A 20130-nucleotide genomic window follows, 5' to 3' on the forward strand; every position below is an offset into this window, starting at 1 on the left:
TCCTTGAAAGTATAAAAACAGGTGGAATTATTTTTAATTTTTGCTTAAACGGATGCTGTAAACTGTGATCAGTACTGTAGCTAGTAAAAACAAAGCGCCTATCCACGGCGTACTTGCCAATCCTAAGGAAGAAGTGACGATAAGACCACCGGTATAAGATCCAATAGCAATTCCTATATTGAATGCCGCAATATTAACTCCTGATGCCACATCTTCCGTTCCGGGAAGTTCTTTTTCTGCTATCTGTACAACCAAAAGCTGAAGCCCCGGTACCGTGGCAAACGACAAACCTCCTAAAAGAAATAAAGTAATGATGCTTAAAATCTTATTATCTGCTGTGAAATAAAAGGCCAATAATACCAATCCCTGTGCTGCAAACATCCATAGAAGTGCCTTTAAAGGATTTTTATTCGCTGTTTTACCTCCTAAAAGATTCCCTAAAGCAATAGCGATTCCGTAAATCAGAAGAATAAACGTCACCGTAGATTCCTGAAATCCTGTGATCTCCTGTAAAATTGGTGATAAGTAAGTGAACACTACAAATGTTCCTCCATACCCCATCGCAGTCATTAAAAATGCAAAGACCATACGTCTGTTTCCAAATACTTTCGGAAGGCTTTTTAAAGAAGCAGTCTGGTCACTTTTGAGGTTTTTCGGAATGAGCAGCATACTTGCGATCAATCCTATGATTCCCAGAATAGAAACGCCTATGAAGGTCGCTCTCCATCCGAAATGCTGTCCGATAAAAGTACCCAGAGGAACTCCGGTTACGATCGCAAGGGTAAGTCCTGCAAACATAATTGAAATAGCAGTGGCTCTTTTTTCCTCCGGAACCAGCGAAGCCGCAATAGTTGAACCGATAGAAAAGTAAACCCCATGGGCAAATCCTGTAAGAATTCTGGCCATCACCAATGTGATAAATCCCGGAGCAATAGAAGCCAGTCCGTTTCCGATGACGAATAGCAGCATGATGGAAATCAGCAATGCTTTACGGGGTATTTTTCCTGTTAATGCCGTTAATATGGGAGCTCCAATCGCTACTCCAATCGCATATAAACTCACGAGAAGTCCAGCCGAAGGAATGCTGATTCCAAGGTCTCCTGCCACGGTGGGAAGAAGTCCTACAATGACGAATTCTGTGGTTCCGATTCCAAATGCACTAATCGTCAATGCCCACAATGCGGCCGGGAGAGCTTTGCTTTTTGCAATAGATTCTGTTTTGATTTGTATTTCTTTTTGATCATTCATCGCGTTATAATTTTGTTGTATTTGACGAGACAAATTTCCGACGAATTAATGTATTATAAAAATTATTTAAATTGTAGTTTAATATCAGAATAATGATAGTTTTATTTTTTGTCCAAAAATTCCGTTCCTTTGCATTAAAGCCAGACTCTCCCTATGAAAAAATCAGAAGCAACCCGCCTGAATATCCTTCAGAAAGCCTTTGAACTGATCTATGCAAAAGGTTATCAGACCACCAGTGTAGATGAGATCATTGCAACCACGCAGGTGACAAAAGGTGCCTTCTATTATCATTTTAAAACAAAAGATGAGATGGGCCTCGCCATCATTAACGAACTTCTGAAAAACAACTTTAAAAGCACTTTTATTGAACCTCTTCAAAACAGTGACAAACCGTTGGAAAATATTTACCAGCTTGTGTATGGCATCTTAATGGAAAACGATTTTCTAAAGGTTGAATACGGCTGCCCCACTTCCAATTTCACCCAGGAAATGGCTCCCTGGCATGTAGAATTTACGAAAGCATTGAATGAATTGTCCGGGCGTTGGGAAAATGCAATGATCACCTGTATTGAAAACGGCAAGAAAGAAGGTACCGTAAAAGAGCATGTGAATGCCAAAGAAATTGCAGTATTCGTCATGGCAGGGTATTGGGGTGTACGGAATTTAGGAAAACTGGAAAATTCAAAATCTGTGTATCTCACTTATTTAAAGGGACTTAAATCTTATTTTAAATCTATGGAATAATTTTTTATCAAAAAACATACTAATAAGTATGTTTTTATTATACCTTTGATGCGTTCAAAAAAGTTACCATGTACCAGACCCTTACCTATTTGCACTCCACATTTCGCTGGATCGTTCTATTAAGTCTTGTTTATGCTCTATGGAGAGCTTTTAGAGGTTATTTTTATCATCAAACATTTTCGAAAACAGATGATTCGGTAAGACATTGGACAGCCACTATTGCCCATATTCAATTGATCTTTGGAGTCATTCTGTATGTAAAAAGTCCTATTGTAAAGTATTTCTGGAAAAACTTCGATGAGGCCAAAGACTCTGTGGACCTGCTTTTCTTCGGACTGATTCATATTTCCCTCATGATTACTGCTATTGTACTGATTACCATTGGTTCGGCTTTAGCTAAAAGAAAAAACATTGATCAGGAAAAATTCAAAACGATGCTTATCTGGTTCGCTATTGCTCTTGCTGTTATTTTTATAGCGATTCCGTGGCCGTTTTCCCCATTTGTTAACAGACCTTATTTCAGATAATAATGATACATTTATTAAAAACAAAAATCGGACGCCTGAGAATCCTGGCTATTTTGGAAGGAATATCTCTATTAACTTTAGTTTTCGTTGCCGTTCCTTTGAAATACTGGCTTGGAAATCCTGCCCTTGTCAAGATGATGGGACCCATTCATGGAACTCTGTTTCTGCTTTTTCTTTTCAATACCCTAAGCGTTGGTGTTGAGCAGCACTGGAAATTTAAGGAAACTACATGGAAAGTCATTCTGGCATGTTTCATTCCTTTCGGAACCTTTTATATCGACAAAAAAATTCTCAGCAGGTTATGAAAAATGTACTGATATTTTGTGGAATTCTGCTTGCCGTTTATGTAATTTACCCGATTTACATGTGCATAACGGCGGAGCATGGAGTGATCTTCAGGCTTTGATAAAGTAAGGAAGTTTGGAGCTGAAAGTTTTTGAGATTTTCACCGAATATCCCTGTCAAGGTTTTAAACCTTGACAGGGATATCTTCCTGCCTCCTTCTTCCAGCTTCCAACCCAAGTCAGGCTAAATATTCTCATCCTTCATCCAAACCACTTTCTGTTCAGAATGATGTTCCCTACCGATGATATCTCTGTACAGCTCCGGTCTTCTTGCTTTGACATATCTGTTTCCGCCCGCCAGGGAAAGCTTTTCAGGAGAAATAGTGACTGTTTCAAAACTATCATCGAACGAACGGCATTCCGCAATGATATCTCCAAAAGGATCAATGATCATCGAGCAACCGTTTTTCAGCTGATCATCATCCATCCCGACAGGATTTGAGAAAACCACATAAATTCCATTGTCATAAGCTCTTGCCGGCAACCATTTCATCAGCCAGTCTCTTCCTTTCATTCCGTCAAATTCCAGACGAAGCGATGTAGGATCTGCTTCCCTGTTTTTCCACAATTCCGGATCTACAAATCCTGCGCCCGGCCTTGTGGAAGGCGTACACATAGTGACATGCGGCATAAAAATAATCTCTGCTCCCAAAAGCCTTGTCGCTCTTACATTTTCAACGATATTGTTGTCATAACAGATCAAAATACCACATTTCCAGCCGTGAATATCAAAAACACAGTATTGATTTCCGGGGGTAAGATGAGGGTTGATGAAGGGGTGAAGTTTCCTGTATTTAGCTTTCAGTCCGGTTTTATCTACACATACATAAGCCTTGAAAATATCATCTTTTTCATCTTTTTCGAAAAGGCCAGCCAATATCGTGATGTTGTATTGAGTGGCGATTTGCTGTAATCTTTGAATACTTTTTCCGTCAGGGATACATTCTGCAATATCCAGAAGCTGCTCTTTTGAAAGGTTTCTGGCAAAAGTATACCCTGTCACCGAACATTCATGAAAAGCAATCACCTGTGAACCTTTAGCTGAGGCCTCTGCGGCTAATTTCTCTATCACAGACAGATTGTATTCTTTGTCTCCGCTTTTATTTTCGAATTGTGCCGTTGAAATTTTGAGATTGTCCATCTTTTTTTTCTGCAAAACTATCGATCAGACTTATCTGAGGATTGTAAAAAACCGACATTCTTATCGCAACTCGATAAAATTGATGGCCAGTTTGTTTTCAATTTTCAGGTATTGGTTGGGAGTAAGCCCGATATTGCTTTTAAAATCTTTGATCAGATGAGACTGGTCGGTATATCCCGCATCATAAGAAAGGCCTGCCACGCTTTCACTGCCCGCATTTTTTTTCATAAGATTAATGAAGTAATGGAGCCGGATGATGTTTCCGTACTTTTTGGGAGTTAAGCCCATGTATTCTTCAAATTTCCTTTCAAGATGCCGTTCAGAGTATCCGGTGAAATGTTCCAGATCTTTTGAAGATACTGAACCTTTATTTTTAAGCATCCACTGTTGAACCGCTTTGATAAGCTCATCATCAGAATTTATTTTTCCGGACAGGAATTTCGTAAAGAAAGTATTCAGTTTAAAAATAATAAGTTGAGGATCAGCTCCTGCTAAGAGATCTTCCTGGAAAGGTAACAGTTCATTTTTCAAAACATCTTCAGCAGAGATAATTTGGTTTTTGACTTCTTTTGCCGAAATTTTAAGAAGAATATTAAAAAAATAAGGCTGAAAAACCACGGCTATCATAGAAAATGAGCCTTCTGCTGTAAAATCTCTATACCCCGCAGGCTGTCCATAAAAAAAAGAGGATGGAATATGATCCCCTGAGCTGCCAGCATACAGATCCTGGCTGCCGGACAAGATCAACCCTGTACTTCCATCTGTAAATAACCTTAAGTTTTTACGCTCACTACCTGCATTTTCTAAAAAGATATAATGCCGGATGTAAGATGATAAATGCTCAGGTGGCTGGATCTGCATTCTTCAAAATTACGCAAAATTCTATAGAATGAAATAGGCATATTTTATGATTTTAAAGAAAGATTTTAACCATTGGTACCACAAAAAGTCCTGTTTGGTCAGGTATTTGAATATTTTAATCTACTATATTATTGATCTTCAATTTCCGGAAGCAATCAATTTTAATTTCTTACTCAATACCAATCATTAAAATATAATAGTATGTCAACACAGAATTTAACCCACCTCGAAGCCATTAAAAAGATCCAGGAACTGTCGGAAAAAGCAAGAATCTGTATGTTCTGCACCGATCTTGAAACCGCTCCCGTCAATTCACGTCCTATGTCCCTGCAGGAAACGGACGACAGTGGAAATTTATGGTTTATCAGCAGCGGAACAAGTAACAAAAATTTTGAAATTAAAGAAGATCGCAGAGTACAGCTGTTTTTTATGAATAACAGTGATTCACAGTATCTTTCTGTCTATGGTCAGGCTTCTGTTTATAAAGATAAGGCCACCATTGAAGAAAAATGGTCGCCGATGGCTAAAGCATGGTTTGACGGAAAGGATGATCCGGATGTAACCATCATTCGCGTAGAGCCTAAAGAGACGTATTACTGGGATACTAAAGCTGGAAAACTGGTCAGTCTTTTCAGTTTTGTAGCAGCAGCCCTTACGGGTATTAAAACCAATAATGCAGATGGCGTGGAAGGAAATGCCATGGTATAAAATAAAAGTAGGCTGCGAATTTCGCAGCCTACTTTCTACAACATCAATATTAAACTGATCGTAAATTTCTGGTGATTTCGAAAGAAAGGAAAGGACTTTTTGTATCTGACAAACTGCCTTTTTTACAGACTTAGAAATTAAAAAATCTGCTCAATCAGCCAGATCTGCGAGAGATTAAAAACAAAATTTTCAATTTATCCCCTGATTGAGCCAATAAAGCAGATTTATATTATTTTGACAGAGGATCTACTCCACTTCAAAAATAGCCTGTATTTCCACAGAAGAATTTACAGGAATAGATGAAGCTCCCAAAGTCGCTCTGGCATGTTTTCCTTTTTCTCCCAGGATTTCGACAGTCAGGTCTGATACAGTATTCATTAAGTCTGCATGTTTTGTATAGTCGTCTTTCGTATTGAAGATTCCTGTCAGCTGTACACATTGTCTTACTTTATTAAGGTCACCACCTACGGCTTCCTTTAAAACGGCTATCACATTAAGCATCGTGGCTTTTGTAGCTTCTTTCACCTGTTCTTCATTCACGTCAACGCCTAACTTTCCGGGATTTAAAATTTTACCGTCTTTTAAAGCCACCTGATTGATAAATACCAGGTTTCCGGAACGTACATAAGGCTTATAATTTCCAGCTGGTTGAGGAACTTTTGGCAGGGTAATATTTTTCTGTTTCAAAAGAACATTGATATCATCATACTTTTCCGAAACAACAGCAGTCATCGGTTTTTTGCTGAACGTTCCTTTCAAAGCCAAAGCCGTTTTAGCAAAATTACTTCCCTGAAGTTCTGCCAGTGCACGTTCGTCTTTTGTAGGTCTTTCCACATCTTTAAGTGACGCCATACTCGTTACGCCCAAAACGGTATTTCCCTGAGGAATTGCTTTATCGATGCTTTCGGTTCCTCTGATTCCATTGGCAACCAATACCATTCCGTGAACCGCTAATGTATTCCAGAAAGCATTAAGAGCCAGTTCTTTTCCGGCACCACTTCCCGCAGACATAAAAACAGTTGCCGGCATTCCTTCCAGCGCATGGTTCGTCCATAAATTAACGGTTTTAGATAAAAACTCGCTCATTCCGGTACTGATATTTCCGAAATACACCGGTGATCCAAAAGCAATTCCATCATAAGACGGCAATTCATCCACGGAGGCTACAGGAACATTTTTCAATTTTGGATTTTGGGATTCTTTGACTTGCTTAATCACTGCTGTAGCACTTTTGCTGCTTTCGATGCCAGATGCTATTTCTTTAGCCAGTTCATAAGTTCCACCATTATTTGAATGAATGAGGACCAGTATTTTAGCTTTATGGTCTTGTGCCATGATCGTGGTGATTTTTAATAATAAAATTAATACAAAAACCGTACTTAGTTTTTTCATTTTTAATAGATAAATAATTACTATACAAAATTAGTATTGTCGTTTTTATTAAATTTGCCAAAAATTCTATGCAGAACGACATTGTAAAATGTGGGTTAACGGAAAAAACAGATAGCCGATTTGTAGATACCATTGGAAAAGAAGCGTATGTCTGGTGTGAGAAAGACTGGAAACATGATGATCATGAGCATGCCCATCATCGTGCCCAGCTCACTTTTGTGGAAGAAGGATACCAGTATTTCCATATCGATCAGAAGATTTATCTGGTGCCGCAATATCATGTTATTTGGGTTCCTTCGGGAAAAGCGCACAGAATTACCTCCGAAGCAAAGACCGTTAACTTAATGGTGTTTTTATTTAAAACCGTTTTTGAGGATGATTTTTACCAAAATGTTCACGTTTTTGCCGTTCCTCCTGTTTTAAAAGAAATGCTTTTATATGCTTCCAAATGGAATCAGTTGATTGAAGAAGATGAGGAACAGGATCTGTTTTTTAAAGCCATCTTAAAAAGTCTTCCCAATTTCTGCAAAGAAAGCAGTTATCTTGAAATCCCCATTCCCTCGGATGTTAGGCTAATTCCCGTCTGCACGTATATCAATTCCAATTTTAAATATAGTTTGAACGCCGATGAATTGGCAGAAAAAGCACAAATGTCTGTCCGAAGCCTGCAGAGAATATTTAAGAACGAAACCGGAATTACGCTTCAGAAGTACCATCAGCTTGTGAGGATCCTGAAAAGTATAGAACTCATCGATACCGGACAGTTTACCCTAAGCCAGATCGCGTACAAAGTGGGTTATCAGAGTTTGTCAGCTTTTACGTCTTCCTATCAGACCATCATGAAATCTAAGCCTAAAGTAAAGAAAGTCAATTAAGGGGTTTCATCATGGGCCATATCTACCGGTTTAGATTCCGGAGAGCCTTTTTCACGGAGCCAGATCGATAAGACGACGATAGAGAAAACCGCTAAAAATTCACTTTGCCAGTTCTGTAAAGATTCAAACCAGAACCTCGATTCTGATATTATACTGTATAGCTGTGGTGGTAGGCTCATTTTTTACGATCTGCTCTTCATTATAGTCTTTGAGGCTGCCATAGAAATGCATTCCAAAGCTTATCCGATAAAGAGTGTTTGTACATGGCAAGCCATATTCCGCCCTTTTTAACCGGCCATGAGGCTTTTACATGGGGTTGTGGCTCTTTATCTACCTCCTCTTTTCCCTCCAAAGATTTTGATTCACTGGAGCCTTTCTGTCTTAAAGAAACGGCCAAGACAATATACAGCATCATTTGGAGAAATTCGCTCTCCCAGTTTTCAAAAGTTGCCTGTATAAAATGGCCACTGTGGATATAGCTGCCTAAACTGAGCATAGCACTTCCCTGCTCAGTCAATTCTTTATTCAGTGTTTTCCAGCCCGTTAAAAACTGACCGAAAAGACAGATAAGCATCAGTACGAGCACAACAATACTTAAACTGTTACGGTAAAAGAAACTTTTTTTTGACATGGTTACAAGCTTAAAATTTACTATTAAAGTTCAAGAACTGAGCTGTCCTTTTATTCCTTAATGAAATTATTTCAAGATCAAAAGCTGGTTGATTTCACTTTTAAAACATCCAAGAATGAATTCTGTATAATACATCTGCGCATTCAGAGCCTGCGTTTTGGGATGCAGCTCCAGTTTTTTTGTTAAAATGATTTCACCTTTATACGAAAAGGAAAAATAGGCAAAGATCTTATACATTGATTTTCTTATCGGAGTAAAATAGCCTGTGGTGGCAATAGACCAGTCCGTTTCAAAAAGTTTTGCAACGTTCAGAGCCATGGTTCGAGCAATGTTTTCTGAAACACAGTCACATTCTTCAGCCTCTGTTTTGTCTACATTCAGCAGTTTTACTTTCTGTGGAAGTGTATAAGTGGTCATGCCTCCTTTGAAAAATAAGGAAGCATTGGGCATTTGTGAAAAAGCAAGCTGAAGGCACCCCGAGGTAACGCCTTCTGCTACTGAAATGGTTTCACCAGCCATCATAATAGACTGGCTTATATATTCTAAAAGATTTTTCTGAAATTCCATAATTATAAATATTTTGTGAGTGTGAAGGATGTATTCTTAAGATCTATGCGTTTCTTTCCTGCTCCAGATCCCAGACTCTGTGTCCGGAAACAGCTTTGATAAATTGCTGATCAGAACTGCTGTCTTTCCAGGTAACTACTGCCGGGTCTTCATGTTTTTTCGCGGCTATATTGCTATTGTTATAAAGTTCTTCCGTGTCTGCTCCAAAATAAACTGCCTTACAGTGTTTATAAGCTTCATTGATGAACTGCAGCACATGATGTTTATTCTCAGGAACTATAAGTTCTTTTGTGGATTTCTCTCCGCCACTGATGTATAGGGCATCAAAGCAAACGCTGGCAATACTTGTAAGAGAATGTTTGGGAGTAAGGGTTGAACCGTCGTTGGTTTTAACCGGTGCTACACTTGGTGCGATGAGCTCCACTTTTGCTCCTTCTGATTCCAGTTTTGATTTTAAATCATTAAGTGTGCTTCCATCCGTACCATTAGCTATGATAAAGCCTATTTTTCTACTTTTAATGGTATCTTTTACCGTATCTTTCATACTCAGCGCATCCGAAATCTTCGTTTTGGGTTCCTTTTCTTCGCTCTGAAGTTCAGCTACGTTCGCATCTGCAGGGATGCTTTGGTTAGGCTCGTTTAATTTTTTAGCCTTAACCCCTACTTTATCGGCAACTTTTTGTGCAAGCGTTTTATCAATAAAAGCAAGCTGACCTACCATTCTTTCTCTGATTTCCAGTATCGTAACTTTTGAAAGTTCAAAAATAAGAGCATTCTGAAGGTGGGTCTGTTCAGGAGCCGACTGGCTGTTGTAGAATAATTTTGCCTGAGAATAATGATCTACAAAGCTCTGACTTCTTTTTCGCACCTTTTCGCCGGAAACTCTTTCTTCCTGAGAAACAAACCCACCTTCTGACATCATAGCCTGAAAAGGACATCCTCCCCCGATAGAATTGGGTTCATAGCTTACTTTTCCTTTTACGATCTGCTGTCTCATATGTCCGTCGCGCTGATTGTTGTGGACGGTATTGATTGATCTGTTGATCGGTATTTCATGGAAATTCGGTGATCCCAGTCTTGATAATTGGGTATCTGTATAGGAGAACAATCTTCCCTGAAGCAGCGGATCATTGGTAAAATCAATTCCGGGAACAAGATGTCCGGGATGAAATGCTACCTGCTCCGTTTCGGCAAAGAAGTTATCCGGATTTCTGTTCAATGTCAAAGTTCCAAAGAGCTCTACAGGAACTTCTTCTTCGGGAATCAGTTTTGTAGGATCAAGAAGATCGAAATCGAATTTATGCTCGTCTTCCTCTGGAATCAGCTGTACACCAAAATCCCATTCAGGAAAAGCTCCGTTTTCTATCGCTTCCCATAAATCTCTTTTATGAAAATCAGGATCTACACCCGAGATTCTCTGTGCTTCATCCCAGGCTACAGAATGGACGCCTAATTTGGGTTTAAAGTGAAATTTAACGAAATGGACTTTGCCTTCTTCATTGATGAATTTAAAGGAATGGACTCCAAAACCTTCCATCATTCTCAGACTTCTTGGAATCGCTCTGTCGCTCATCACCCACATGATCATATGCATACTTTCCGGCATCAGCGAAATAAAATCCCAGAACGTATCGTGTGCAGAAGCGGCCTGTGGAATTTCATTATCGGGTTCCGGTTTCACAGCATGGATTAAATCCGGAAATTTTATAGCATCCTGAATAAAAAATACGGGAACATTATTGCCTACAAGATCATAATTTCCTTCTTCTGTATAAAACTTAATCGAAAAACCCCGTACGTCTCTGGCCAGGTCAGTACTTCCTTTACTTCCGGCAACTGTTGAAAACCTTACAAAAACAGGTGTTTCTTCACCTATTTTATTCAGAAATTTTGCTTTGGTATACGCTTTAAGGCTTTTGTTCAGCTTAAAAACGCCATGCGCTCCTGAACCACGGGCATGAACTACTCTTTCAGGAATTCTTTCATGATCAAAATGGGTAATTTTTTCCCTTAAAATGAAGTCTTCCAGTAGTGTTGGCCCTCTGTCTCCGGCCTTTAATGAATCCTGGTTATTATTAATTTTTATCCCCTGGTTAGTCGTCAGTTTTTCATTTTCATTGGAAGTACTGTGTTCATCCAGTTGGTCTAACTTTTTATTCTTTTGAGAATCATTTTTCATATCAATTTTTTTTTGGTGTCGTGTAAAGGGTAAAAAGTCAAATAATTATCGTTCACGAATTATTCCGTGCCAGTTCTGTTTTTTCCCAGTGTATGTAAGAGTTTATTAAGGTATTCTTCTTCTTTTAATACTTTATAATAAGCGGTCTTGGCATATAAAGTGAAAGAAGAATTTTCTATTTTTATTTCTGCATCCATATGGGACGGAGATCGAGTTTTTTCGCCATGATATTCACGAATATTCAAAATATATTCTTTGATAGCGGTATCAATCACATTTTTAAGAATATCACATTGGGCATTGTTTTTTATCTTTTCCAATGATTTGATCAGAAAAGCAGTAACTCCATATGAATTGATAACGCTTGGAAATAAAGACTCGTTCTCTATTACATTGTTTTTATCATTCAGCCCGGAATATTTTAAAGTGTCATTTTCAAATATCATATTCATAATGGTTATTAGTTATCAGAAATTTTTAAATATTTCTCAAAATAATGCAGATCGTCCTTGTCTTTGATTGAGAGATAAAACATAATTTGTTCCGGCTCTTTCAATCCAATACTGCTGAAGCTGTCAAAATGAGCGATCAGCGCCTGAATATTCTCTATTTTGATGTCTTTTAATATGACAAACAATAAAAAGATATTGGCCTTTATTTCTTTGGCATAAATAGCAGCGCCAGCATCAAACCAGTTTCCCTGATAGGATACTTTTATGAAGTCTTTATACTTCAGGTTTTTTACTATTTTATGACAGTCCATATAGCTGAATAATTATGGTTTATATATATCCAGCAGAATATATTTTAGATCTTATTCGGCAGGAAATGATTTTTTCATTTCAATATCAATATCTCACAATTGTGGTTACCGAAGCCTCCAGTATTCTCAACATCATTTTTCATGTAGGAATATGGAGTAGTGTATTGCAACCCTGCAATGGTTAAAACCTGATCATCTAATCCTGAAAGCTGAAAGCTCCCCTGCTGCCTTTTACTAAGGTCTTAAGAAATGTATTGAAACTTTATTTTTCAAATATACGCTAGAATAATTCACCCTTTTATGACCTGAATCATATTAAAGCTGATATCAATAGACAATTTTTCTGTTTTCTATTGTGATATTTCCTTCCTTTTCCATTTTTTTCAATGTTCTGATAACAGTTTCTACACGAAGCCCCACCAGATTGGCAATCTGCTGTCTTGTGAGCTCTATTTGAAAGCAACTTCCACAGCTGCCGTCGTGATAGCTTTTAAGGTAGTCCAAAAGCCCTTTGAGCCTTGAAACGGGATTCAGGGACGCCATACTATGAAGCATAACAGCTTTAAAATAAAGCCTTTGAGACAGACAAGCATTCATTTCCAAAGACAGATGAGGATGTTTTTTTATTAATTCCAGAAACCGGTCCCTTGGCACTCTGATAATTTCTGATGCTTCTATACAAACTGCATTGGTTGGATAAAATTTATCTAAAAAAAGCATTGAATCCCCAAAACTTTGTTTTCCACCAAAAATATTATGTATAAATTCTTTTCCTTCATCATCATAATTATTGAGTTTCACTTTTCCTTCTCTGATCTGGAAATAATAGAGTGTATGGTCCCCTTCCCTGTATACGAGATCCCCTTTGTTATATTGTCTGATGTCTCCTCCGGATGAATATAACAGCTCATCGTCAATATTCATGCAGCTTATTGTTTTCATAAGTATCTCTTTAAAATATGTTCAATAAAAAATAGTGAAATTTATTACTGAAACCGCTTTTAATATAAAATTTTTCAATCTTTAATCTGAATCATTTTATCTTTCTGTTTCATGGTTCATTCAATGCAAGATATTTCCGTTGATCGCTATAATTGTTTTGCGTTTTCTAACAGCTTTCTCCGGACAATTTTCATTGGGAACCTAATTCTGTCTTAGCATATGCAAATACCGAACCTTGTTGATTATAAAAATTGTTAAATAAAGTTAAAATAATTACCATAACACAATATAATTAAAATTTCAAATAAATATTAAACATAAAAATGACCTATAATTTAACGTATTCGCAAATTTAAACCTACCACACGATGATTCAGTTCTCATGGGTAGCTTAGGGATATTAAAACCCGCTTTAATGAAAAAACGGGTTTTCAAAGTATATATCTGTAAAATTATTTTTTAATTTTAATAAGCAAAATGATAACCTTCATCATTATACTTTGATCTTCATTCCAAAGATAATCTAATGACTAAACGTTATTTTATGATTAGAATCATAATGATTATTTTTGATTATTTTGCAAACTTCTTGGTTCCGGCAACGCATAAGATGACGCCTACAGTAACTCCCAACATTCCGATACTTACCTGTTCATGAAGGAAGTAGGCCGCAAGCCCTAGTCCGAAGAAAGGCTGCAAAAGCTGTAGCTGCCCGACAGTCGCAATGCCCCCCTGAGCCAAACCTTTATACCAAAATATAAATCCAATGAACATACTGAAAAGAGAAATATAAGCCATTCCAAACCAACCCTGAAAACTAACAGTCTCGATATGGTCTGGGAAGTATATAAAAAACAAAGGAATCATAACCGGTAATGCCAATACTAGAGCCCAGGAAATAACCTGCCAGCCGCCTAATGTTTTTGACAGTTTCGCCCCTTCAGCATACCCCATTCCACATAAGATCACGGCAAGTAACATCAGAATATCGCCGACAGGTGAAGCAGAAATCCCCTGAGAAACTGCATATCCAATGACTAAAAGACTTCCTATAATAGAAAAAAACCAAAATATAGGATGGGGCCTCTCCCCTCCACGGAGAACTCCAAAGACTGCTGTTGCCAATGGAAGCATTCCCAAAAACACAATAGAATGGGCCGAAGTCAGATATTGAAGCGCCAATGCAGAAAGAAGCGGAAAACCAACGACACAACCAATTGAAACCAGCAATAATGGGAATATTTGCTTTTTTTCAGGACGTTTTTCTTTATAGATCAGTAAAACAGAAAGTGCCAGGATTCCTGCAATACCGGCACGGGCAATGGTTACAAAAATAGGGCTCATTTCCATCACTGCTAATTTGGTGGCCGGCATTGATCCACTAAACAGCAATACGCCTATAAAGCCGTTGATCCATCCGCTTACACTTTCGTCTTTTGATATTTTATCAATCATCATTTTTATATTTTTTTTAATGAGTCAAAATTAGAAAGCCAAAATGAATAAACACAGTCCCAGTTTTGTATATTTGCATGAGCACAGTTAGAAACAATGAGCAAAGAATTTATTTATACAGAAATTGCAGACGGAATCGCTTCACAGATCAGAAACGGAGTTCTGAAGGCAGGAGACAGGCTTCCTTCCGTAAGAATGATGTGCCAGGAGCACCATGTGAGCATGAATACAGCCAAGCGTGTATTTCTGGAACTGGAATCACAGTCTTTAATAGAATCCAAGCCGCAGTCAGGTTATTTTGTCAGCAGGCTGATGTCTGTAAAGCTCCCTCTTCCAGAAGTGAGCCGCCCATCTTTGATCGCCAATAATGATGAACCGGATGAACTGATAAGCCGCGTTTATGAGAATATGGGTAAAAAAGGAATCACTTTTTTCTCTATAGGAATTCCTTCAGGAGACCTTCTTCCACAAGCCAAGTTAAAGAAAGAAATCATCAATGCTACCCGTGAATTAAAAGATGGCGGAACGGAATATGAGGAGCTTCAGGGAAATCTAAAACTACGGAGAATGATTGCGGTACGCTCTCTTCAATGGGGCGGAAATCTTAATGAAAATGATCTCGTCACCACCAATGGCGGGATGAATGCCCTGTCATTCTGTCTTATGGCTTTAGGAAAACCGGGTGATACGATAGCCATTGAAAGCCCTTGCTATCCTGGAATCCTTCAACTGGCCAACGGTTTGGGTTTAAATGTACTGGAGCTTCCTACACACCCCACGACAGGTATTGAAATTGAAGCGTTGCGAAAAGTGATTCCACAGATCAATCTGTGTTTATTGATTCCAAATTTCAATTCTCCTTTGGGAAGCTGCATGCCGGACGAAAATAAAAAGGAGATCGTAAGGTTTCTCTCTGAACATAACATTCCTTTAATAGAAGATGATGTGTATGGTGATCTCTATTTTGGTTCCAGCCGTCCGAAATGTTGTAAATCTTTTGATAAAGACGGAAATGTATTGTACTGCAGCTCTATTTCAAAGACGCTGGCTCCGGGATATCGCGTAGGATGGATTGCCCCCGGAAAATACAAAAACAAAATTATGAAGCTGAAACTGCTCCATTCAACTTCATCAATTTCCATTGTAAACGAGGCTGTGGCTAACTTTCTAAAATCCGGCAGATATGAAAAGCACCTTCACCAGATGAGAAGGGCTCTTCAGAATAATTATCAGAATTATGTACAGACGATTGCAGACTATTTTCCTGAAGGCACCAAAACAAGCCGCCCACAGGGAGGACTTTCACTATGGGTAGAATTTGACAAAAAGATCCGCACCACTGAACTGTATGATCTGGCGATTAAACAGAACATCAGTATTGCTCCCGGCAGGATGTTTACCCTGCAGGATCAGTTTGAAAACTGCATGCGTCTTTGCATTGGTCTTCCCTGGACGGAAGAAACCCAATTATGCCTGCAACAGGTCGGAAATCTTGCGAAGAAAATCTGATATTATTTATCCGGAACGAAGTTTTTTCTTGCCAGTTCCTTTCTTACGCGGCTTAGACTTTCAGGAGTGATTCCAAGGTAGGAAGCGATCATCCATTGCGGAACTCTCAGGAGAAGGTCCGGATACATTTTGATAAACTTCATGTATCTCTCTTCTGCGGTTTCGCCGAGCAGGGAGTTGATCCTGTTTTGAAGACTTCGGATATGCTTTTGCAGCAAGAAATCACTTCTTTCAATGCTGTTGGGGAACTGTTCTACCAGCTTGTTAAAGAAGTCAGGATGAAGAAACAGCACTTCTGTATCTTCCACTGCTTCTATATAGTAAATGGATTTTTCGTTAAAATAAAGACTGCTTCGGTCAGAAATCAGCCAGCTTTCGGGAGCGAACTGTATGATGTGTTCTTTCCCGTTCTTGTCAATGGAATACATCTTCAGCAATCCTTTTTCCACAAAGAATATATGCCTGCATATTTCACCATACTGTAAAAGAAACTGATTTTTAGGTATTTTCTTTACTTCATAGTGTAAGCTGCACATGTTCACCTTTTCTATAGGAACATTGAGTACTTTAGCTAAATACGTGTTGATATTCTTCATTATACAATCTGTCTAACGGATATATCTTCATGTGAAGAGCTGCCGACCACTTTTCCATCTTCTATAATGATTAACTGCGGGCTTTCATGTCTGATGCCAAGATCGTCAGCGATCTTATTTGAGATCAGTCTGTGCTCCAGCAAATCCAGATAATACAAATCCGGTTTATCATTTAAACCATCTATTTCTTTTTCAAAGTTTTTCAAAACCGTTGTGCTGATGAAGCATCGTGTTGAATGTTTGAAAATAGCAATTCTATGGTGATAAGAAGCTTCTATTGCCTGGGACAGATCTTCTGAAGATTCTATTTTTTTCCAGAAAGATTTACGTTCAGGGTTTTCTTCTTTTCCTCCGAATATTTTATCAAAAAAACTCATACATTAAATTGTTTTAAATGATGATCAAGATGTTTGTATTCTAAAAATCCCCAGTCTTTTTCAGTCATTATACCAAATAATCTGTGGTGGTCCGGAAGCTCTTTATTTTCAGATGCGGTCCGGAAGTCCTTCAGTGTATTCAGCAGATTGGTTTTTGATCCATCAAAATCACATTCAAAATTAACGATTAGTTTTCGAAAAGTAGGCATGTTTCGGGGAATTCCGTTATTAAAGATCTGCATTTCTATTTTGGTTGCTGCCCCTACCATCTTAAAGAAGATATTGATCTCCGGAAGTTCAATCTTCCCCAAAGCTACCTTAAGAACAAGTTCACAGTGCTTTAACATCTGAGAAACGTTCATTTGTCCCCATTTCCGGGGAGCATTTTCAGCAAGCAGGGAAATTCTCTGTACAATCTCCTCAAAATAAATTGGGTTGTGCAGACTCTTTTTTACCACCCTTTTTCTTTCTTCAGGTTTTCAATGTGAGCAAAATGATGATTACAATGCCAAACATAAAGGGCAAGATAGTTTCTCAGATCGTAATTCTGGTTTTGTTCAGGATGATGAAAGGTTCTTTCGAATTGTTTATTCGTAAGAGTTTTAAGCAAAGCTGCCCATCTTTGATGCGTACCCTTGATCATTCTCATGGCTGGTTTTATCGGCATATTGACGCTGTCCTGCAGTTCTGCCCATTTCGCTTCATCATAAGGTCTGATGGTAGGATTATCTTCCGTTAATGCCAATTTAAGGCGAATAAAACTGTTGATATGGCTGTCGGCAATGTGATTCACAAGCTGTCGTACCGTCCATCCACCTTCTCTGTAAGGGGTATCCAACTGATCATCAGAGAGGTCTTCTATTAAGTTTTTAAGCTTTTCAGGAAAGTTTTTGATGACTTTAATATACTCATCAAGTTTGATATCGCAGATGTTCTCAGGCTGTTGGTACTCACCTATTGGAAACCTCTTCTGTTCTAAGTTGCTCATTGTACTCGTTTTATTTTTTTAATGTCGCAGTTTTATCCGGTTATTAATTTTTGGACAATTTTTTAAATGCCGTGAATGTAAATTTATCAAAAATCAAAGAATTTAAAATGAAAAAAACATTAATTTATTGATTATAATTTATAAAATATTGAAGTATTGAGGTCTAAAAAAAGCTTCAATTCTATTAAAATTGAAGCCTTTATTATTTAAATTCATGCATTAATATCCATGCAAATCAATACCCTCTGTTCTCTGTAAAGTTACTTTCTTCCCCATTTTCTTTTGAATCACTCTGAAATGCTGCAGTTCATCATCCGTTAGAATATTGATAGCCGTTCCTTTTTCGTTCGCACGACCCGTTCTACCAATACGGTGAATATAGTCTAAAGGAGAACGCGGCAATTCATAATTAATGACGCAAGGTAAAGACTCGATGTGAATCCCACGCCCAATTAAGTCTGTAGCCACTAAGATCTGAGCCCCATTTACTTTAAATTCTTCTAAATTATTTCGACGTGCGCCTTGCGATTTCTGACTGTGAATAGCTACTGCCTTAATTTTATTTTTTTTGAGTTTTTCTACCAAATTATCGGCAGATCTTGTAGAGGAAACAAAGATTAAGGCTTTTTCAACTTTCTTTTCTTTAATTAAATACCGTAAAAAAGGACCTTTATTTTCCGGTGAAACGTGATAAGCCAGCTGTTCTATATGATCAATTTCAACTTCATCCTTTTTGATTTCAATTATTGTAGGATTAATTGATAAACGCTCCTTCATTTCAGCAACTTTATCATTTAAGGTAGCCGAAAACAGAGTCGTTTGTTTGATGACAGGCATCAGAGCGAAAAGTTTATTCATTTCTTCTCCAAAACCTAACTGAAACATTTTATCCGCTTCATCAATTACTAAATGCTGAATTCCTGAAATACTCAACGCATTATGATCAATTAAATCCAATAAACGGCCCGGTGTTGCGATAAGAACTTCGACCCCAAACATTCCTTTCATCTGCGGATTGATAGAAACCCCTCCATAAACAGCCATTGTGCGAATCTCACGCTTTAGATTTTCTGTGAAAGCCTTGAAAACTCCATCAATCTGAATGGCCAGCTCACGTGTAGGAACCAATATTAAAACATGAACATTACGATCTTTTTTAACTTCTGCATTCTGTAATTTCTCTAAAATAGGCATGACAAAACAAGCCGTTTTTCCGGAACCTGTCTGGGCAATTCCCATCAAATCTTTCCCTTGCAAAATAACAGGAATAGCCTGCTCTTGAATTGGGAATGGCTTTAAATACCCTAATTTGTTGACAGAATGAATAATATTGTGTGATAATCCTAACGACTCAAATGACATAAAATACTTATTTACTGCAAAGATAAGCTATTGATATTTGGTTTAAAATTTTATATTGCCGATTTGTCCGATAATTCAATTTTGGACAATTTTTTGAGTATTTTTATCCAAAATTCGAGAAATCTTAATATGAAAAAAGCGTTAATAATCGTAGATGTACAGAATGATTTCTGTGAAGGCGGCGCATTGGCAGTTCCGGAAGCAAATGAAGTGATTCCTTATATCAATCTTCTGATGGAAGAAAATGAATATGACCAGATCGTCCTTACTCAAGACTGGCATCCTGCTGATCACAAAAGTTTTGCCAGCAATAATAACAGAAAAGTAGGAGAAAGCATTATTCTGAACGGTGTTCCACAGTTTATGTGGCCGGATCATTGTGTTCAGGGAACTTTCGGAGCAGAATTCCATAAAGATCTGAACAGAGATAAAGTAACCCATATTATTCAAAAGGGAAAAAATACGGAAATCGACAGTTACAGTGGTTTTCAGGACAATAATCATTTTATGAAAACAGGGCTAGATGATTTCTTAAAATACCACGACATCCAGTTGCTTGAAATCGTAGGACTTGCCCTGGATTACTGTGTAAAATTCACATGTACGGATGCTATTGCAAACGGCTATATTACGTGCCTCCATTTCAACGGAACCAAAGCCGTTAATGTGAAGCCTGATAATGGCAGAGATGCTATTTATGATTTAATCCAAAAAGGGATTACGGTTCTGGGATAGGCCTTTTTTAGTGATTGGGATAGAACGTATAACTTTTTTTAACTACCCCGTCTTTTTGCTTTGCAAAAATCCACACTTCATGGAAGGGTAATTAGGGTCGATATAAGCTTACTTTAATTAGAAAGGCTTCATACAAATAAACAAAAAAGCGCAGAAATAAAATTTCTGCGCTTTTTTAATACTTAT

The 20130-nt window shown here is 37.9% G+C and carries 24 protein-coding genes; 7 read left to right on the forward strand and 17 right to left on the reverse strand.

All coding sequences use genetic code 11. The features are described from left to right. Positions 1-33: 33 nt before the first annotated feature. A complete protein-coding gene (locus tag HHL23_RS02245; protein WP_169233195.1) occupies positions 34-1248 on the reverse strand; it encodes an MFS transporter in 1215 nt (404 codons plus the stop codon). Positions 1249-1401: 153 nt separating this feature from the next. Here HHL23_RS02245 and HHL23_RS02250 point away from each other — a divergent pair, with 153 nt between their 5' ends. The 3 genes from HHL23_RS02250 (at position 1402) to HHL23_RS02260 (ending at position 2824) form a co-directional block, all read left to right on the forward strand. Then, positions 1402-1992, forward strand: a complete 591-nt coding sequence (locus HHL23_RS02250; RefSeq protein WP_169233196.1) for a TetR/AcrR family transcriptional regulator — start codon at positions 1402-1404, stop codon at positions 1990-1992. A gap of 68 nt (positions 1993-2060) precedes the next feature. Then, positions 2061-2519 carry a hypothetical protein gene (locus HHL23_RS02255; protein WP_169233197.1) on the forward strand — a complete coding sequence of 153 codons (459 nt, stop codon included), beginning with the start codon at positions 2061-2063 and terminating at the stop codon, positions 2517-2519. Positions 2520-2521: 2 nt separating this feature from the next. After that, complete coding sequence (locus HHL23_RS02260; protein ID WP_169233198.1) at positions 2522-2824, forward strand: DUF3817 domain-containing protein; 303 nt, start codon at positions 2522-2524, stop codon at positions 2822-2824. 223 nt (positions 2825-3047) lie between these two features. Here HHL23_RS02260 and HHL23_RS02265 read toward each other — a convergent pair whose 3' ends face one another. Together HHL23_RS02265 and HHL23_RS02270 are read right to left on the reverse strand one after the other, a co-directional pair. After that, complete coding sequence (locus tag HHL23_RS02265; protein ID WP_169233199.1) at positions 3048-4004, reverse strand: nitrilase family protein; 957 nt, start codon at positions 4002-4004, stop codon at positions 3048-3050. A 60-nt stretch (positions 4005-4064) separates the two neighbouring features. Continuing rightward, complete coding sequence (locus tag HHL23_RS02270) at positions 4065-4865, reverse strand: AraC family transcriptional regulator (protein WP_169233200.1); 801 nt, start codon at positions 4863-4865, stop codon at positions 4065-4067. A 201-nt stretch (positions 4866-5066) separates the two neighbouring features. Here HHL23_RS02270 and HHL23_RS02275 point away from each other — a divergent pair, with 201 nt between their 5' ends. Beyond that, the gene (locus HHL23_RS02275; protein WP_169233201.1) at positions 5067-5573 is read left to right on the forward strand and encodes a pyridoxamine 5'-phosphate oxidase family protein; all 507 of its coding nucleotides are present in this window, start codon (positions 5067-5069) and stop codon (positions 5571-5573) included. A 246-nt stretch (positions 5574-5819) separates the two neighbouring features. On the opposite strand, the gene HHL23_RS02280 is transcribed toward HHL23_RS02275, so the two are convergent. After that, entirely contained in the window at positions 5820-6965 is a 1146-nt protein-coding gene (locus HHL23_RS02280; RefSeq protein WP_169233202.1) for an Atu1372/SO_1960 family protein, read from the reverse strand. 68 nt (positions 6966-7033) lie between these two features. Between HHL23_RS02280 and HHL23_RS02285 the strand changes: the two genes are divergently transcribed. Continuing rightward, positions 7034-7840, forward strand: a complete 807-nt coding sequence (locus tag HHL23_RS02285; protein ID WP_169233203.1) for a helix-turn-helix domain-containing protein — start codon at positions 7034-7036, stop codon at positions 7838-7840. Here HHL23_RS02285 and HHL23_RS22415 read toward each other — a convergent pair. The 8 genes from HHL23_RS22415 to HHL23_RS02320 all read right to left on the reverse strand — a co-directional run bounded on the left by HHL23_RS22415 (position 7837) and on the right by HHL23_RS02320 (position 14380). Beyond that, a complete protein-coding gene (locus HHL23_RS22415) occupies positions 7837-8019 on the reverse strand; it encodes a DUF6766 family protein (protein ID WP_228464570.1) in 183 nt (60 codons plus the stop codon). The two genes, HHL23_RS02285 and HHL23_RS22415, sit on opposite strands and share 4 nt — an antisense overlap. A gap of 20 nt (positions 8020-8039) precedes the next feature. Further along, positions 8040-8471, reverse strand: coding sequence for a DUF6766 family protein (locus tag HHL23_RS02290; protein ID WP_228464572.1), 432 nt, complete (start codon positions 8469-8471; stop codon positions 8040-8042). A gap of 66 nt (positions 8472-8537) precedes the next feature. Further along, a complete protein-coding gene (locus tag HHL23_RS02295; protein WP_169233204.1) occupies positions 8538-9038 on the reverse strand; it encodes a CinA family protein in 501 nt (166 codons plus the stop codon). A gap of 43 nt (positions 9039-9081) precedes the next feature. After that, positions 9082-11217 (reverse strand): catalase, encoded by a 2136-nt coding sequence (locus HHL23_RS02300; RefSeq protein ID WP_169233205.1) that lies wholly within the window; start codon positions 11215-11217, stop codon positions 9082-9084. Positions 11218-11276: 59 nt separating this feature from the next. Beyond that, the gene (locus HHL23_RS02305; protein ID WP_169233206.1) at positions 11277-11669 is read right to left on the reverse strand and encodes a hypothetical protein; all 393 of its coding nucleotides are present in this window, start codon (positions 11667-11669) and stop codon (positions 11277-11279) included. A gap of 8 nt (positions 11670-11677) precedes the next feature. Then, entirely contained in the window at positions 11678-11980 is a 303-nt protein-coding gene (locus HHL23_RS02310; RefSeq protein WP_169233207.1) for a hypothetical protein, read from the reverse strand. Between the two features lie 327 nt (positions 11981-12307). Continuing rightward, positions 12308-12922: a Crp/Fnr family transcriptional regulator gene (locus HHL23_RS02315; protein WP_228464575.1), complete on the reverse strand. Its 615-nt coding sequence runs from the start codon at positions 12920-12922 to the stop codon at positions 12308-12310. 573 nt (positions 12923-13495) lie between these two features. Further along, the gene (locus HHL23_RS02320; RefSeq protein ID WP_169233208.1) at positions 13496-14380 is read right to left on the reverse strand and encodes a DMT family transporter; all 885 of its coding nucleotides are present in this window, start codon (positions 14378-14380) and stop codon (positions 13496-13498) included. Positions 14381-14473: 93 nt separating this feature from the next. On the opposite strand from HHL23_RS02320, the gene HHL23_RS02325 reads away from it, so the two are divergent. After that, positions 14474-15886 carry an aminotransferase-like domain-containing protein gene (locus HHL23_RS02325; RefSeq protein WP_169233209.1) on the forward strand — a complete coding sequence of 471 codons (1413 nt, stop codon included), beginning with the start codon at positions 14474-14476 and terminating at the stop codon, positions 15884-15886. A 2-nt stretch (positions 15887-15888) separates the two neighbouring features. Here the strand turns inward: HHL23_RS02325 and HHL23_RS02330 are convergent, their stop codons facing one another. The 5 genes from HHL23_RS02330 to HHL23_RS02350 form a co-directional block, all read right to left on the reverse strand. Next, the gene (locus tag HHL23_RS02330) at positions 15889-16482 is read right to left on the reverse strand and encodes a Crp/Fnr family transcriptional regulator (protein WP_034730236.1); all 594 of its coding nucleotides are present in this window, start codon (positions 16480-16482) and stop codon (positions 15889-15891) included. Next, a complete protein-coding gene (gene ytxJ, locus HHL23_RS02335; RefSeq protein ID WP_169233210.1) occupies positions 16482-16859 on the reverse strand; it encodes a bacillithiol system redox-active protein YtxJ in 378 nt (125 codons plus the stop codon). Before ytxJ ends, HHL23_RS02330 begins: the two co-directional genes overlap by 1 nt. Beyond that, positions 16856-17317: a DUF1569 domain-containing protein gene (locus HHL23_RS02340; protein ID WP_317174661.1), complete on the reverse strand. Its 462-nt coding sequence runs from the start codon at positions 17315-17317 to the stop codon at positions 16856-16858. Before HHL23_RS02340 ends, ytxJ begins: the two co-directional genes overlap by 4 nt. After that, positions 17311-17847 (reverse strand): YfiT family bacillithiol transferase, encoded by a 537-nt coding sequence (locus HHL23_RS02345; RefSeq protein WP_169233211.1) that lies wholly within the window; start codon positions 17845-17847, stop codon positions 17311-17313. Before HHL23_RS02345 ends, HHL23_RS02340 begins: the two co-directional genes overlap by 7 nt. A gap of 219 nt (positions 17848-18066) precedes the next feature. After that, the gene (locus tag HHL23_RS02350; RefSeq protein WP_169233212.1) at positions 18067-19209 is read right to left on the reverse strand and encodes a DEAD/DEAH box helicase; all 1143 of its coding nucleotides are present in this window, start codon (positions 19207-19209) and stop codon (positions 18067-18069) included. 129 nt (positions 19210-19338) lie between these two features. On the opposite strand from HHL23_RS02350, the gene pncA reads away from it, so the two are divergent. Beyond that, on the forward strand, positions 19339-19944 hold the full coding sequence (pncA, locus tag HHL23_RS02355) for a bifunctional nicotinamidase/pyrazinamidase (RefSeq protein ID WP_169233213.1): 606 nt from the start codon (positions 19339-19341) through the stop codon (positions 19942-19944). Positions 19945-20130: the final 186 nt, after the last annotated feature.

The sequence above is a fragment of the Chryseobacterium antibioticum genome (assembly GCF_012927325.1).
GTDB lineage: Bacteria > Bacteroidota > Bacteroidia > Flavobacteriales > Weeksellaceae > Chryseobacterium > Chryseobacterium antibioticum.

Excerpts from the sequence above, each read along its gene's own strand:
- HHL23_RS02295 (WP_169233204.1), bottom strand. The coding sequence starts at position 9,038 with ATGGAATTTCAGAAAAATCTTTTAGAATATATAAGCCAGTCTATTATG.
- HHL23_RS02290 (WP_228464572.1), bottom strand. The coding sequence starts at position 8,471 with ATGTCAAAAAAAAGTTTCTTTTACCGTAACAGTTTAAGTATTGTTGTG.
- ytxJ (WP_169233210.1), bottom strand. The coding sequence starts at position 16,859 with ATGAGTTTTTTTGATAAAATATTCGGAGGAAAAGAAGAAAACCCTGAA.
- HHL23_RS02280 (WP_169233202.1), bottom strand. The coding sequence starts at position 6,965 with ATGAAAAAACTAAGTACGGTTTTTGTATTAATTTTATTATTAAAAATC.
- HHL23_RS02275 (WP_169233201.1), top strand. The coding sequence starts at position 5,067 with ATGTCAACACAGAATTTAACCCACCTCGAAGCCATTAAAAAGATCCAG.
- HHL23_RS02260 (WP_169233198.1), top strand. The coding sequence starts at position 2,522 with ATGATACATTTATTAAAAACAAAAATCGGACGCCTGAGAATCCTGGCT.
- HHL23_RS02245 (WP_169233195.1), bottom strand. The coding sequence starts at position 1,248 with ATGAATGATCAAAAAGAAATACAAATCAAAACAGAATCTATTGCAAAA.
- HHL23_RS02285 (WP_169233203.1), top strand. The coding sequence starts at position 7,034 with ATGCAGAACGACATTGTAAAATGTGGGTTAACGGAAAAAACAGATAGC.
- HHL23_RS02350 (WP_169233212.1), bottom strand. The coding sequence starts at position 19,209 with ATGTCATTTGAGTCGTTAGGATTATCACACAATATTATTCATTCTGTC.
- HHL23_RS02305 (WP_169233206.1), bottom strand. The coding sequence starts at position 11,669 with ATGAATATGATATTTGAAAATGACACTTTAAAATATTCCGGGCTGAAT.
- HHL23_RS02310 (WP_169233207.1), bottom strand. The coding sequence starts at position 11,980 with ATGGACTGTCATAAAATAGTAAAAAACCTGAAGTATAAAGACTTCATA.
- HHL23_RS02265 (WP_169233199.1), bottom strand. The coding sequence starts at position 4,004 with ATGGACAATCTCAAAATTTCAACGGCACAATTCGAAAATAAAAGCGGA.
- HHL23_RS02330 (WP_034730236.1), bottom strand. The coding sequence starts at position 16,482 with ATGAAGAATATCAACACGTATTTAGCTAAAGTACTCAATGTTCCTATA.
- HHL23_RS02325 (WP_169233209.1), top strand. The coding sequence starts at position 14,474 with ATGAGCAAAGAATTTATTTATACAGAAATTGCAGACGGAATCGCTTCA.
- HHL23_RS02320 (WP_169233208.1), bottom strand. The coding sequence starts at position 14,380 with ATGATGATTGATAAAATATCAAAAGACGAAAGTGTAAGCGGATGGATC.
- pncA (WP_169233213.1), top strand. The coding sequence starts at position 19,339 with ATGAAAAAAGCGTTAATAATCGTAGATGTACAGAATGATTTCTGTGAA.
- HHL23_RS02255 (WP_169233197.1), top strand. The coding sequence starts at position 2,061 with ATGTACCAGACCCTTACCTATTTGCACTCCACATTTCGCTGGATCGTT.
- HHL23_RS02270 (WP_169233200.1), bottom strand. The coding sequence starts at position 4,865 with ATGCAGATCCAGCCACCTGAGCATTTATCATCTTACATCCGGCATTAT.
- HHL23_RS22415 (WP_228464570.1), bottom strand. The coding sequence starts at position 8,019 with ATGAGCCTACCACCACAGCTATACAGTATAATATCAGAATCGAGGTTC.
- HHL23_RS02250 (WP_169233196.1), top strand. The coding sequence starts at position 1,402 with ATGAAAAAATCAGAAGCAACCCGCCTGAATATCCTTCAGAAAGCCTTT.
- HHL23_RS02315 (WP_228464575.1), bottom strand. The coding sequence starts at position 12,922 with ATGAAAACAATAAGCTGCATGAATATTGACGATGAGCTGTTATATTCA.
- HHL23_RS02300 (WP_169233205.1), bottom strand. The coding sequence starts at position 11,217 with ATGAAAAATGATTCTCAAAAGAATAAAAAGTTAGACCAACTGGATGAA.
- HHL23_RS02345 (WP_169233211.1), bottom strand. The coding sequence starts at position 17,847 with ATGAGCAACTTAGAACAGAAGAGGTTTCCAATAGGTGAGTACCAACAG.